This window comes from Kitasatospora sp. NBC_01246, assembly GCF_036226505.1.
Lineage (GTDB): Bacteria > Actinomycetota > Actinomycetes > Streptomycetales > Streptomycetaceae > Kitasatospora.
In genome coordinates, this window is record NZ_CP108484.1 from 1,732,582 (window position 1) to 1,745,766 (window position 13,185).

Annotated in this window: 10 protein-coding genes; 5 read left to right on the top strand and 5 right to left on the bottom strand. The window is 75.4% G+C overall.

Annotated features, from left to right (window positions below; genetic code table 11):
• The first annotated feature begins 62 nt into the window (after window positions 1-62).
• The 4 genes from OG618_RS07435 (at window position 63) to OG618_RS07450 (ending at window position 6,625) form a co-directional block, all read left to right on the top strand.
• Window positions 63-1,004, top strand: coding sequence for an EI24 domain-containing protein (locus tag OG618_RS07435; protein ID WP_329486475.1), 942 nt, complete (start codon window positions 63-65; stop codon window positions 1,002-1,004).
• A 570-nt stretch (window positions 1,005-1,574) separates the two neighbouring features.
• Complete coding sequence (locus OG618_RS07440) at window positions 1,575-2,252, top strand: transglycosylase SLT domain-containing protein (RefSeq protein ID WP_329486476.1); 678 nt, start codon at window positions 1,575-1,577, stop codon at window positions 2,250-2,252.
• A gap of 281 nt (window positions 2,253-2,533) precedes the next feature.
• Window positions 2,534-3,568: a glycosyltransferase family 2 protein gene (locus OG618_RS07445; protein ID WP_329486477.1), complete on the top strand. Its 1,035-nt coding sequence runs from the start codon at window positions 2,534-2,536 to the stop codon at window positions 3,566-3,568.
• Window positions 3,569-3,730: 162 nt separating this feature from the next.
• The gene (locus tag OG618_RS07450; RefSeq protein ID WP_329486478.1) at window positions 3,731-6,625 is read left to right on the top strand and encodes an FAD-binding and (Fe-S)-binding domain-containing protein; all 2,895 of its coding nucleotides are present in this window, start codon (window positions 3,731-3,733) and stop codon (window positions 6,623-6,625) included.
• A gap of 26 nt (window positions 6,626-6,651) precedes the next feature.
• Here OG618_RS07450 and OG618_RS07455 read toward each other — a convergent pair whose 3' ends face one another.
• Both OG618_RS07455 and OG618_RS07460 read right to left on the bottom strand, forming a co-directional pair.
• Window positions 6,652-7,116 (bottom strand): CBS domain-containing protein, encoded by a 465-nt coding sequence (locus tag OG618_RS07455; RefSeq protein WP_329486479.1) that lies wholly within the window; start codon window positions 7,114-7,116, stop codon window positions 6,652-6,654.
• A complete protein-coding gene (locus OG618_RS07460) occupies window positions 7,113-8,111 on the bottom strand; it encodes a slipin family protein (RefSeq protein ID WP_329486481.1) in 999 nt (332 codons plus the stop codon). Before OG618_RS07460 ends, OG618_RS07455 begins: the two co-directional genes overlap by 4 nt.
• A gap of 159 nt (window positions 8,112-8,270) precedes the next feature.
• Between OG618_RS07460 and OG618_RS07465 the strand changes: the two genes are divergently transcribed.
• Window positions 8,271-9,086, top strand: coding sequence for a uracil-DNA glycosylase (locus OG618_RS07465; protein ID WP_329486482.1), 816 nt, complete (start codon window positions 8,271-8,273; stop codon window positions 9,084-9,086).
• A 15-nt stretch (window positions 9,087-9,101) separates the two neighbouring features.
• Here the strand turns inward: OG618_RS07465 and OG618_RS07470 are convergent, their stop codons facing one another.
• The 3 genes from OG618_RS07470 to OG618_RS07480 form a co-directional block, all read right to left on the bottom strand.
• Complete coding sequence (locus OG618_RS07470) at window positions 9,102-11,048, bottom strand: anthranilate synthase family protein (RefSeq protein WP_329486484.1); 1,947 nt, start codon at window positions 11,046-11,048, stop codon at window positions 9,102-9,104.
• Window positions 11,045-11,719: an isochorismatase family protein gene (locus OG618_RS07475; protein ID WP_329486485.1), complete on the bottom strand. Its 675-nt coding sequence runs from the start codon at window positions 11,717-11,719 to the stop codon at window positions 11,045-11,047. The genes OG618_RS07470 and OG618_RS07475 overlap by 4 nt, the downstream gene beginning before the upstream one ends.
• Window positions 11,720-11,949: 230 nt before the next feature.
• Window positions 11,950-13,164 carry a 3-deoxy-7-phosphoheptulonate synthase gene (locus tag OG618_RS07480; RefSeq protein WP_329486487.1) on the bottom strand — a complete coding sequence of 405 codons (1,215 nt, stop codon included), beginning with the start codon at window positions 13,162-13,164 and terminating at the stop codon, window positions 11,950-11,952.
• Between the last annotated feature and the right edge of the window lie 21 nt (window positions 13,165-13,185).

Below are 13,185 nucleotides of genomic sequence, written 5' to 3' on the forward strand. Positions count from 1 at the left end.
CGGTACCGGATCAGGACGGGACGGAGATGACCCGCCGACGCCCAGCCCCTACCCTTCCCCCTATGCGAGATCTTGCAGCGGGGTTGGGGTACCTGGCCAAGGGCCAGAAGTGGGTGGGCCGGCACGGCCGCTGGTGGGGCTTCGGGATGCTGCCCGCGCTGATCACCCTGGTCGGGTACGTGGTGGCGCTGGTGTTCCTCGGCGGCTGGTCGGAGGAGCTCGCCGAGTGGGCCACCCCGTTCGCCGACGGCTGGGGCTCGCCCTGGCAGGGCCTGCTGCGCACCGCCCTCGCCGCGATCGTCTTCGGCGGCGGGCTGCTGATCTCCGTCATCACCTTCACCGCCGTCACGCTGCTGGTCGGCCAGCCGTTCTACGAGTCGCTCTGCGAGAAGGTCGACGAGACCGAGGGCGGCGCGCCCACCCCGCCGAACGTGCCGCTCTGGCGCGAGCTGGCCGTCTCGGCGCGGGACAGCCTCTACGTGCTGGTCCGGGTGGCCGGGTTCGGCGTCCTGCTGTTCGCCTGCGGGTTCATCCCGGTGGTCGGGCAGACGCTGGTGCCGGTGGCCGGGTTCCTGGTGTCCGGCTTCTTCCTCACCGTCGAGCTGACGGCGGTGGCCCTGCAGCGCCGCGGCGTGCCGCAGCGCGAGCGGATCCGGCTGCTGCGCTCCCGGCTCGGGCTGGCCTTCGGCTTCGGCGTGCCGCTGATCCTGGGCTTCCTCGTCCCGTTGGTGACCGTCCTCGCGATGCCCGGCGCGGTGGCCGGTGCCACCCTGCTGGCGCGCGACCTGGTGCCGGTGGAGGACGCCGAGGACGAGCCGGACGAGCAGGACCGGCAGGACCGGCAGGGCCAGGCGGACGACGCGGGCGGGGCACCCGGGGTGCCCGGGGTGCCCGGGTACGGGCCCGGGTACGGCGAGCAGCGACCGGTGCCGGGGAACCCGTACGCGACGGGCCCGGAGCCGGTCCGGCCGTACGGGGGGCCGAACCCGTACTCCTCCCGCTGAGGGCCGGGGGCGCGGAGCGGTGACCGTCCGGTCACCGCGCGTCGCACCGGGGCCGCCGCGCTGTGAAGCCGCCCACACGGCTCCGCGCTGCTACTGCCCTCGATAGTCGTCGCCGGGCCGGGGTCCGCCCACGCAGCCGCGGAGCGGCGCCCCCCGGCCGTGCCGGCCCAGTGGCCGGCCCCGGAGCGGACCGCGAAGAACGCAGGCCACCGCGCCGATTCACCCCCTGCTCCGTCGGACCGGCGGTCGACCGGCCGTCGGTCGACGGGATCGGACCGCCCACCTCGAAGCGCCCGGCCGCGGCCGGGCGCTTCGCCGTTCGGGCCGCCCCACCCACTACCCGCCGTAGTAGCCGCTGCCTTTGCCGCCCCCGCCGGGCTCTGCGAAGAATGGCCAGTCGCCAGGCAGCGCGAACCGGTCCGTCCGCCGCGCGTCCCGCCCGCCCCGCCGTCACGGCCGGGGTGCCATGGCCGTCCCGGACGGCATCGCGGGCCCTGTCCGCCCGTGTCCTCGTGCCGGAGCCCCCGTGCTCCCCGGTACGGCCCCCGACGGAAAAGGATCGTCCGCTCCATGCAGCTCAGCCATGCCCGCCGCAACTCGCTGATCACCGGTATCACCACCCTCGTGGTGGCGGGTGCGGCCACCGCCGCCCTCGCCGTCCCGCAGAGCGGCGGCAGCGTCGCCGAGGCGGCCGCCCCGGTGGCCGGTGTCTCCGTGGACGGGCAGCCGGTGGCCGCCCAGGCCGACCCGGCCGCGGCCGACGCCGCTGCTGCGGCCGCTGCCCAGGCGCAGGCGCAGGCCCAGGCACAGGCCGAGGCGGACGCCGCCGCGCAGGCCCAGGCCGCCGCGCAGGCCCAGGCCGAGGCGAAGGCGCAGGCGGACGCCAAGGCCAAGGCCGACGCGGAGGCCGCCGCCTCCCGCTCGCAGGAGCGCGCCGCGCTCAACGCCAAGCCCACCTACTCCGGCAGCGCCCGTGAGATCGCCGCCCAGATCGTCCCGGCCGGCCAGCTGCAGTGCTTCAGCAACATCGTGTCCCACGAGAGCAGCTGGAACCACCTCGCCGTCAACGCCTCCTCCGGCGCCTACGGCCTGGTCCAGGCGCTCCCCGGCTCCAAGATGGCCTCGGCCGGCGCCGACTGGCGCACCAACCCCGCCACCCAGATCAAGTGGGGCCTGGACTACATGAACTCCCGGTACGGCAGCCCCTGCGGCGCCTGGTCCTTCTGGCAGAGCCACCACTGGTACTGAGCCGACCCGGCCGGTAGCAGCCCCGAGGACCCCGCGCGGCAGACCCGCGCGGGGTCCTCGGCCTTTCCGTACCGCGAGGTCCGGGACCGCCCGCGACCGGCCCGTCCGCGCGGGCACCGGCGCCGTCGTCGGATCCGGCCGGCGGCGCCGCTCGACGTGGACACGCCCGGCATGACGGGTGAAGATATGGCGCACGCTCGTACGATTTGACGCGGATTGATCAGAATTACCGACCGTCAGGGCTTTGCCACCTTCCGGCCGCGCTCCTACGCTCCGGCCTCATGCCCTCTCCCCTGATCAGCGTCGTGCTCCCCGCCTACGACCAGCAGAAACAGCTGGCGGAATGCCTCGACTCGCTCCTTGCGCAGTCCTTCCGCGACTTCGAGGTCATCCTGGTCGCGGACCGTTCCCCCGAGACCCCGGCCGACCTCGCCGACGCGTACGCGGCGCGGCACCCGCAGGTCTCGGCGCTGCACCTCAACGCCTCCGTCGGCGTGGGCGTCAGCCGGGACGCGGGCGCCGCCCGGGCGACCGGCGAGTACCTGCTCTTCCTCGACGCCGACCACCTGCTCCCCCGGGACGGCCTGCGCTCGCTCGCCGACCGGCTGGAGCAGACCGGCCCGGTGGACGTGCTGCTGTTCGGGCACACCCGGCGGCACGGCGGGCGCGACTGGCCGGGCGGCGCGGAGGCGGTGCTGGCCGAGGCCGGGCCCGAGGTCACCGGGCCGGCCGCCCGTCCCGAGCTGCTCGGCGCGCCCGCGCTGATCTGGGACCGGCTGCTACGGCGCGACTTCTGGCAGGGCCGCGCGCTCGCCTTCCCGGACGGCCGCTACGAGGAGATCCCGGCCGTGCACCGGGCCATGCTGACCGCCGGACGGATCGCCGTGCTGCCGCGCGCCTGCGTCCAGCTGCGGCGGCGGGAGACCGTCCACCCGGCCGGCTCGCCCGGCAGCAGCCAGTTCGACATCTTCGACCAGTACGAGCGCAGCTTCGCCCTGCTGGACGAGGTGGCGGCCTGGCAGCCGGAGCTGGAGGCCGTCCGCGACGCCCTGTTCACCCGGATGGTCCGGCACTACCTGTTCGTGTTCGACCTGGCCGGGTGCGTGGCGCGGGCCGAGCGGCCCCAGTTCTTCCACCGCGCCGCCGAGCACCACCGCCGCTTCCAGCCGGCCGGGCACCGGCGGCCCGGCGGGCGCGAGGGCGTGAAGTTCTCGCTACTGGCCGGCGGCGCCTACCCGGCCTTCGAGATGGCCAAGCTCTCGCACATCGCCAAGGGCACCCTCACCGGCTCGGCCCGCCGCCGGGCCTCGGCCTGACCCGGACGGCATCCCGGCGGCAGGAGACCGGACGTCCGTCCGGCGGAGCCGGCGTGCGGCCGACACTCCGTCGGCCGCACGCCGGGGTGGCCCGTACCGGGCGCGCCGTCCGGCTGGGATGATCGGCGGCGGTACGCCGAGCCCACCCCCGGGAGGACCCACGTGAGCCGACCGTCCGCCGCCCCCGGCGCCGACCTCGCCCGGGAGCTCGCCGCGACCCTGCGCGGCGACGTCCGCTTCGGCGCCGCCGAGCGCACCGTCTACAGCCACGACGCGTCCAACTACCGCCACCTGCCGCTCGGCGTGGTCAAGCCGGCCGACCTCGACGACGTCCGGACGGCCGTCGCGCTCTGCCGGCAGTACGGCGTACCGGTGGTGCCGCGCGGGGCCGGCACCAGCATCGGCGGGCAGGCGATCGGCCCGGGCGCGGTCGTCCTGGACTTCCGGCGCCACCTGGGCGCGGTGCACGGCGTGGACCCGGAACGCCGCACCGCCCGGGTCGAGCCGGGCGCCGTGCTGGACCACCTCCAGCGGGCCGCCCGCCCGCACGGCCTGCGCTTCGGGCCGGACCCGTCCACGCACAGCCGGTGCACCCTCGGCGGCATGATCGGCAACGACTCCTGCGGCGCCCACTCCGTCCTCTGGGGGCGCACCTCCGACAACGTCGAGTCCCTCGACCTGCTGCTCGCCGACGGCACCGAACTCACCGTCGGCGGCCCGCTCGGGCCCGCCGAACGCACGGCGCTGCGCGCCCTGCCCGGGCGCGCGGGCCGACTCCACCGCGACCTCCAGGACTTCACCGACCGCAACCTCGCCGTGATCCGCCAGGGCATGCCGGACCTGCCGCGCCGCACCTCCGGCTACCCGCTGGACGCCCTGCTCCCCGAACGCGGCCACCACCTCGCCCGGGCCCTCACCGGCACCGAGGGCACCTGCGCGCTGCTGCTCGGCGCCACCGTCCGACTGGTCGAGGACCCGCCCGCCCGCGCCCTGGTGGTGGCCGGCTACCCGGACGAGACGGCCGCCGCCGACGCGGTCCCCGCCCTGCTGCCGCTGCGCCCGCTGACCGTCGAGGGCATGGCCGCCGACCTGATCGCCGCGCTGCTCGCCGCCGGACCGCGGCCGCCCGCACTGGACCGGCTGCCCGAGGGCGCCTGCTGGCTCTTCCTGGAGACCGCCGGCGCGACCCCCGCCGAGGCCCTCGACGCGGCCCGGCGGCTCGCCGACGCCGTCCGCCGGGAGCGCTCCGCCACCACCTCCGTCGTCACCGACCCCGGCGAGCAGCGCCAGCTCTGGGGCGTGCGCGAGGCCGGCGCGGGGATCGTCACCCGGCTGCCCGACGGCGGCGAGGCCTGGCCCGGCTGGGAGGACTCGGCCGTCCCGCCGGAGCGGCTCGGCGACTACCTGCGCGACCTGCGGGCGCTGCTGCGCCGCCACCACCTGCGCGGCGTCCCGTACGGGCACTTCGGCGAGGGCTGCGTCCACCTGCGGATCGACTTCCCGCTCACCGCGCCGCACGGGCCGGCGGTGTTCCGGGAGTTCCTGGAGCAGGCCGCCGACCTCGCGGTCTCGTACGGCGGTTCGCTCTCCGGTGAGCACGGCGACGGGCAGGCCCGCGCCGAGCTGCTGCCCCGGATGTACCCGCCCGGGATCATCGCGCTCTTCGGCGAGTTCAAGCGGATCTGGGACGCCGACAACCTGCTCAACCCGGGTGCCCTGGTGGACCCGCGCCCGCTCGACGCCGACCTGCGGCTGGCCGGGCCGGTACGCGCGCTCCCGCTCGCCCTCCCGTACGCGCAGGACGACGGCAGCCTCGCCAAAGCCGTGCACCGCTGCGTCGGGGTGGCCAAGTGCGTGGACCCCGAGACCGGGGTGATGTGCCCGAGCTACATGGCCACCGGCGAGGAGCGCCACTCCACCCGGGGCCGCGCCCGGCTGCTCGCCGAGATGCTGCGCGGCGCGGAGGGCGCGATCCCGGACGGCTGGCGCTCACCGGAGGTCAGGGAGGCGCTGGACCTCTGCCTCGGCTGCAAGGGCTGCGCCGGCGACTGCCCGGTCCACGTCGACATGGCCACCTACCGGACCGAGTTCCTGTACCAGCACTACCGGCACCGCCCCAGGCCCCTGTCGCACTACTCGATGGGGTGGCTGCCGCTCTGGCTGCGGGCCGTCGCACTCGCCCCCGGCGCGGCCAACCTGATCGCCCGGTCCGCCGCCGCCGGCCCGCTGAAGCGGCTCGGCGGGGTGGACCGGCGCCGACCGGTCCCGGTGTTCCCGCCCGAGACCTTCACCCGCTGGTACCGCCGTCACCGCGCCACGCACCCGGCCCAGGCCGGCGCCCGCCCCGTCCTGCTCTGGCCGGACACCTTCTCCGACCACCTCCAGCCGAACGTGCTGCGCGCCGCCGTCGAGGTGCTCTCCCACCTGGGCTTCGACGTCCGGCTGCCGGACGGCCCCGTCTGCTGCGGGCTCACCTGGTACTCCAGCGGCCAGCTGGGCACCGCCCGGCGGGTGATGCGACGCAGCCTGCGCGCGCTCGCCGCCACCGGGCTGCCCGCCGACACCCCGGTGGTCGGCCTGGACCCGAGCTGCACCGCCACCCTGCGCGAGGACCTGCCCCGGCTGCTCGGCGCCGACGGCCGCCCGCTCGCCGAACGGACGCGCACCTTCGCCGAGTTCATCGACCAGTACGCGCCGGACGCCCCGCTCCCCCGGCTCCCGCTGGACGCCGTCACCCAGACCCACTGCCACCAGCACGCCGTCCTCGGCACCGCCGCCGACCGCCGGGTGGAGGCCCGCACCGGTCTGCGCAACCGCGTCCTCGACTCCGGCTGCTGCGGGCTGGCCGGCAGCTTCGGCTTCGAGCGGGGCCACTTCGAGGTGTCCGTGACGATCGCCGAACGCGTGCTGCTGCCCGAGCTGCGAGCGGCGGCCCCGGACACCGTCGTGCTGGCCGACGGCTTCAGCTGCCGCACGCAGATCGCCCACCTGGCCGAGGGCCGCCAGGCCCTCCACCTCGCCGAACTGCTGCAGCGGGGCCTCCGGGAGCAGCGCTGACCGCCCGGTGGGAGCGGCGCGCGACCCTAGACCGCCTGCGGCTCCTGCACCTCCGTCGACCGCGGCGGCTCCTCCGCGCAGACCGCCGAGACGAACTCCGCCAGCCGGGCCTGCGGCAAGCCGCGCGCGATGTCCGCCTCGCTGATCATCCCGACCACCTCGTGCTCCGGGTGGTTGATCACCGGGAGCCGGCGCACCCGGTACTGCTCCATCATCCGCAGCACCTGCTCGGCGTCCTCGTCCGCCTCCACCGTCATCGGCCGGCCCTGGGCGATCTCGCCCGCCGTCACCTGTTCGGGGTCGCGGCCCTCGGCGACGCACTTCAGCACGATGTCGCGGTCGGTCACGATGCCGAGCAGCTTCTGCCGCTCACCGCAGATGGGCAACGCCCCGACGTCGCGTTCCCGCATGATCCGGGCGGCGGAGGCGAGGGTCTCGTGCTCACCCACGCACGCCGCGCCCGGGTGCATGATGTCGCTGGCTCTGGTCATGATCGGCCTCCTGACGTGCCTGCCACTCCCGTCCCTCCATCGTGGTCCGGGCCCGGGGGCGCCGCCACCGGGCCCGGCGCGGGGTGGTCGGGGCCGTTCAGCCGGCCCACCGGCGACTGCTCCAGCACCTCCTCCAGCGGCGGCAGTTCGAGCTGCTCCACCTCCGGAAGCCGCGGCGGTTCGGCCGGTGGCGGCTCCGCGCCCGCCTGCTCGCCGCCGTCGCCCGCCGTCCTGCGGTTCACCTCCGCCGCGCTGTCCAGGAACCGCAGCAGCTCGACCGGGAACGGCAGCACCAGCGTCGAGTTCTTCTCCGCCGCCACCTCCACCACGGTCTGCAGCAGCCTCAGTTGGAGCGCCGCCGGAGTCGCGCTCATCACCGCCGCGGCCTCCGACAGCCGCGCCGAGGCCTGGTACTCGCCGTCCGCCGTGATGATCCTCGCCCGGCGCTCCCGCTCGGCCTCCGCCTGCCGGGACATCGAGCGCTTCATCGACTCCGGCAGGGCGACGTCCTTGATCTCGACCCGGTCGATCTCGATGCCCCAGCCCAGCGCCGGGCTGTCGATCATCAGCTCCAGTCCCTGGTTGATCGGCTCCCGGTTGGCCAGCAGGTCGTCCAGCTCGCTCTTGCCGATGATTGAGCGCAGCGAGGTCTGGGCGACCTGCGAGATGGCGAAGTTGTAGTCCTGCACGTTGACGGTCGCCTTCACCGGGTCCTCCACCCGGAAGTAGACGACCGCGTCCACCCGGACGGTCACGTTGTCGCGGGTGATGCCCTCCTGGGCGGGGATCGGCATCGTCACGATCTGGACGTTCACCTTGCGCAGCCGGTCCGCCACCGGCATCAGCCGCACCAGCCCGGGGCCCTGCACCTGCTCGCGAACCCGGCCGAAGCGGAACACCACGCCCCGCTGGAACTGCTGCACGACCCGGACGCTCAGCCCGGCCCACACGGCCACCAGTACGACGGCCGCCAGCACCGCATCGAATATCAGCATCGCGGTCTCCTCGCGCGCACCACCGCCCCGGCGGTCGCCGCCCCGGCCCGGCCGGGGGCCGCCAGAGCAGCCGATTCCACGCTACGCCTGCGGAGGCGCCGCCGGAACGGGCCGCCCGTGGGCCGCCGACCGCCGGCCGCCGCGCCTAAGATCGTCCCCATGTCCCAGCCCGCAGCCGACGGCCCGGCCACCGACCCCGAGGACCCGGGCCACCCCGTCGCGGCCGCCGCCCGCACGGCCACGGTCTCCGCGCTGGACGCCGTCGTCACCGGTTGCCGCGCCTGTCCCCGCCTGGTCGAGTGGCGCGAGGCGACGGCCCGCACCAAGCGCCGCGCCTACCTGGACTGGGACTACTGGGGCCGCCCGATCCCCGGCTTCGGCCCGCCCGACGCGCCGCTGGTCCTGGTCGGCCTCGCCCCCGCCGCGCACGGCGGCAACCGCACCGGCCGGATCTTCACCGGCGACCCGTCCGGCGACCTGCTCTACGCCACGCTCCACGCGCTCGGGCTGGCGAACCGCGCCGAGTCCGTCCGGCACGGGGACGGCCTGCGCCTGCACGGCGTCCGGATCACCGACCCGGTGCGCTGCGCGCCGCCCGACAACAAGCCGACCACCGCCGAACGGGACACCTGCCGCCCGTGGATCACCCGCGAGCTGGAGCTGCTGCGGCCGACCGTGCGGACCGTCGTGGCGCTCGGCGGCTTCGCCTGGCAGGCGCTGCTCCCGGCGGTCGCCGCCGCCGGCTGGCGGGTGCCCCGGCCCCGGCCGGTCTTCGGCCACGGCGCCCGGGTCGCCCTGCCGGCCGCCGACGGCGGACCGCCGCTGGAGCTGTACGGGTGCTACCACGTCAGCCCGCGCAACACGAACACCGGCCGGCTGAGCACCGTCATGCTGCGCGAGCTGCTCCGCGAGGCCGCCCGTTCGGCCGGTCTGGACCCCCTCCCGGAGCGCCCGGTCGCCGGTGGGGAGCCGTAGCCGTCCGGCGGCCCCTCAGCCCGCCAGTACCTCGGTCAGCAGCCCGCCGACCAGCCGGACGCCGTCCTCGGTGAGGATCGACTCGGCGTGGAACTGCAGCGAGGCGAAGTGCGGGCCGCGCAGCGCGTGCACCTCGCCGGTGTCCGCGTCGCGGCTCACCTCGACCAGGCCGACGCCCTCGCACTCGACCTTGGCCTCGACGCTGCGGGCCGCGAAGGTGTTGTAGAAGCCCACCCGCTCCCGGACGCCGAAGAGGTCGATCTCCCGCTGCACGCCCTGGTTCGGCGCCTCCCGGCGGACCAGCGGGAGGCCGAGCCGCAGGCCGAGCACCTGGTGGCTGAGGCAGACCGCGAAGAACGGCCGCCGCTCCCGGAGCAGCGTGTCGATCGTCGACCGCAGCCGCGCGATCTTGGGGTGGCCCGCGCCGCGCGGATCTCCCGGGCCGGGGCCCATCACGACGAGGTCGTACCCGTCCGGCGCGTACGGCTCGTCGAACCGGCGGACCGTCACCGCGAGGCCGAGCGAGCGGAGCTGGTGGTCGATCATCGCGGTGAAGGTGTCCTCCGCGTCCACCACGAGCACCCGGCGACCGGTCAGGGCGGGCCTCGGCCGGGAGCGCGCGGACGCCGGTGCCAGCCAGAAGTCGGCGATGCCGGTGTTGCGCCGCTCCAGCGCGGCCCGGACGTCCGGGTGCGCGCCGTAGACGGCCGGGGCCTTGGCCGGGGCCCTGGCCGGGGTCAGGGCCGGGGTCGGCGCCGCCGGGCCGTCCGCCTGGAGGGCCGCGAGCAGGCCCGCCGCCTTCGCCCGGGTCTCGGCCACCTCCTGCTCGGGGTCGGAGTGGCGCACCAGGGTGGCACCCACCCCGATCCGGACCCGGCCCGCGTCGTCGATGTCGGCCGTGCGGATCAGGATCGACGAGTCCAGCGCGGGTCCGCCGTGCTCGTCGCGCCCGATCAGCGCGACCACCCCGCTGTAGTAGCCGCGCCCCTGCGGCTCGTACCGGCGGATGACCCGGCAGGCGCTCTCCAGCGGGCTGCCGGTGACGGTCGGGGCGAACAGCGTCTCGCGCAGGATCTCCCGCGGATCGCGGTCGGTGCGCCCCTCGATGAAGTACTCGGTGTGCGCCAGCCGCGCCATCTCCTTGAGGTACGGGCCCACCACCCGGCCGCCCTCCGCGCAGATCCGGGCCATCATCTTGAGTTCCTCGTCCACCACCATGTACAGCTCGTCGGCCTCCTTGCGGTCGGCCAGGAAGTCCATCACCCCGGGCAGGGTCGGGCCGGACTGCGGGTACCGGTAGGTGCCGCTGATCGGGTTCATCACGGCCTTGCCGCCGGCGAGGCTGAGGTGCCGCTCCGGGGTGGCGCCGACGAACGTACGGGCGCCGGTGTGCACGATGAAGGTCCAGTAGGCGCCCGACTCGCCCCGCACCAGCCGCCGGAAGAACGACAGCGCGCTGTGCGTGGTGTAGCCGGTGATGTCGGCGAGGAACGAGCGCTTGATGACGAAGTTCGCGCCCTCGCCCCGGCCGATCTCGTCGCCGACGACCCTGCGCACCGTCCCGGCGTAGGTCTCGTCGTCCACGTCGAAGTGGCCGCCGGCCAGCGTGATCGGCACGTCCGGGAGCCGTCGCAGCACCTCGGCCAGCGGCAGCACGCCCTGGTCGGTGACGGTCATCGCGATCAGCGGCTCGCCGTCGTCGGCGCAGGCGTAGCCGCGCTCGGCGATCTGCCGGTAGGGGACGATCGCCAGCACCTCGTGACGGGCGTCCCCGGCGGCGGCCCCGGCGGGGACGGGGAGCTCGGCGAGCGTCCCCGGCGTCGACACCGTGCCGACCAGCACGTCCAGCGCGTCCGGCCCGGTCGACTCCGGGCGGTGGATGAGGGCGAAGGGCGGCGGCCGCAGCCCCAGGACGCGGTCCAGCAGGTCCACGGGGTAAGGCGCCGCCCCGGCCCCGGTCATGCGCCGGCCTCCCCCGGGCCACCGGCCGCGACGGCGGCCGGCCGGAGCGCGGCGAGGACGTCGTCGGTGGTGACGACCACGGCGCAGCGCCGCGCCGCGTAGTCCAGGGCCAGCCGGTGGTACTCCTCGGAGAAGTCCGCGACGGCGTCCGCCACCAGGAACGGCTGGATGTCGTTGGTGAACGCCTCGACCGCGGAGATCAGCACCCCGACGTGCGCGTAGACGCCGCAGAGGACGAGCTGGTCGCGGCCCTGTTCGCGCATCCGGTCCAGCAGGCCGGAGCGGAAGAAGGCGCTGTACCGCCATTTGGTGAACACCCAGTCGGCCGGGGCCGGTTCGAGCGGCTCGACGACCTGCCGGTCGACCGGGTCGACCCGCATGCCCGGCCCCCAGAAGTCCTTCAACAGGCCGCGCTCCTCCTCGGTCATGCCACCGGGCTGGGCGGTGTAGGCGACCGGGACCCCCAGGGCGGCGCCGCGCTCGCGCAACCGGGCGGCGTTGCCGACCAGGTGGTCGCGGACGGCCGCGGGGAACGGCCGCAGGAAGTAGCGCTGCATGTCGTGCACGAGCAGCACCGCCCGGTCCGGGTCCACGGTCCACCGGGCGGTGTTGCCGGGCAGGTCGGCCGCGGTCGGCATCGGGTACGGCGCGATGGGGGGTATGCCCGCCATGGCCTTCCTCTCCTGGGTTCCTGGGTCTGGGTTCCTGGGTCGAATAGCTGGTGGGGCTGGTGGGACCGAGCGCTGTCGGGCGGGAGCGGACGGGCCGCCGGGTGGGTGGCGCGGGCGGCCGCGCCGGTGGGCCGGTCCGGCGCCGCGGCCGCCGGGGGCGGTGGCGTCCGCTGTGCCGGACCGGGGCACGGTGGCGCCGCGGGTACGCGGCGCCGGGGCGGCGGGTGGGCTCAGCCCTGGGCCGCGGCGGCGCCCACCGGGGTCGACCGGCCGGTCAGCCACCAGGCCGAGACCACGGAGAGGGCCTGGCCCGGGTTGAGCCGGGGGTCGCAGAAGCTCGTGTACTTGGCCCCGACCTCGTCGATCCGGGCTTCGCTCTGGACGCATTCGGTCACGTCGTCGGGAGTGGTCTCCAGGTGGAGCCCGCCCGCCGTGCCGCCGGCGTTGCGGACGGCGTGCTGGAACTCCCGCACCTCGCGGGAGATCTCCCGCACGAACCGGGTCTTGAGGCCGTCCGGCGTGCTGACGGTGTTGCCGTGCATCGGGTCGGTGAGCCAGATCACCGGGTGGCCCGCGGCCTTCACCGCCTCGACGAGGACGGGCAGCCGCCCGGCCACCGCCTCGGCCCCCATCCGGGCGATCAGGGTGAGCCGGCCCGGCTCGCGCCGGGGGTCGAGCCGCTCGCACAGGGCCAGCAGGTCGTCGACCGCCATGGTGGGACCGACCTTGCAGGCCACCGGGTTCATCACCTCGGCTAGCAGGGTGACGTGGGCGCCGTCGACCTGCCTGGTCCGCTCGCCGATCCACGGCCAGTGGGTGGAGGCGAGCAGCAGCCGTCCCTCGTCGTCCCGGCGCAGCATGGGGACTTCGTAGTCGAGCAGCAGTGCCTCGTGGCTCGTCCAGACGGGCGTCCCGAGGGAGAGGGGCCCGCCGCGGCTGCGCCAGCCCAGGTGTCCCATGACGTCGTAGGCGGTCTGGTAGCCCGTCAGCAGTCTCAACGGGTCGGGGCGCCGCAGCTCCGGGTCGGGCTCCGGGCTGTTGACCATGTGCCCCCGGTAGACCGGCAGTTCGACGTTCCCGACCCGTTCGGTGGGGTGGGAGCGGGGCTTGGCGAACTGTCCGGCGATCCGGCCGGCGCGGATCACCGGCTTGCAGGTGTCCAGTTGGAGCGCGCCCGCGAGCAGGTCGAGCACGCCGACCTTGCGGGCCACGTAGCCGGGGGTGCACTCGGCCGGGTCCTCCGCGCAGTCGCCCGCCTGCACCACGTGGGCTTCGCCCGCGGCGACCCGGGCCAGCAGCGCGCGCAGGGTAGAGACGTCCTCCGCCTCGACCAGTGCGGGGCGGGTCGCCAGTTCCTTCCGCACCTGGCGGACCAGCGCGGTGTCCTCCCACGGTGGTTGCTGCAACGCGCTTTCCAGTCGGATATCGAGCAGAGTACTTTCCACCGATTTCTCCAAATCGCGAAC

Excerpts from the sequence above, each read along its gene's own strand:
- OG618_RS07455 (WP_329486479.1), bottom strand. The coding sequence starts at position 7,116 with ATGACCAGAGCCAGCGACATCATGCACCCGGGCGCGGCGTGCGTGGGT.
- OG618_RS07435 (WP_329486475.1), top strand. The coding sequence starts at position 63 with ATGCGAGATCTTGCAGCGGGGTTGGGGTACCTGGCCAAGGGCCAGAAG.
- OG618_RS07445 (WP_329486477.1), top strand. The coding sequence starts at position 2,534 with ATGCCCTCTCCCCTGATCAGCGTCGTGCTCCCCGCCTACGACCAGCAG.
- OG618_RS07470 (WP_329486484.1), bottom strand. The coding sequence starts at position 11,048 with ATGACCGGGGCCGGGGCGGCGCCTTACCCCGTGGACCTGCTGGACCGC.
- OG618_RS07475 (WP_329486485.1), bottom strand. The coding sequence starts at position 11,719 with ATGGCGGGCATACCCCCCATCGCGCCGTACCCGATGCCGACCGCGGCC.
- OG618_RS07465 (WP_329486482.1), top strand. The coding sequence starts at position 8,271 with ATGTCCCAGCCCGCAGCCGACGGCCCGGCCACCGACCCCGAGGACCCG.
- OG618_RS07440 (WP_329486476.1), top strand. The coding sequence starts at position 1,575 with ATGCAGCTCAGCCATGCCCGCCGCAACTCGCTGATCACCGGTATCACC.
- OG618_RS07460 (WP_329486481.1), bottom strand. The coding sequence starts at position 8,111 with ATGCTGATATTCGATGCGGTGCTGGCGGCCGTCGTACTGGTGGCCGTG.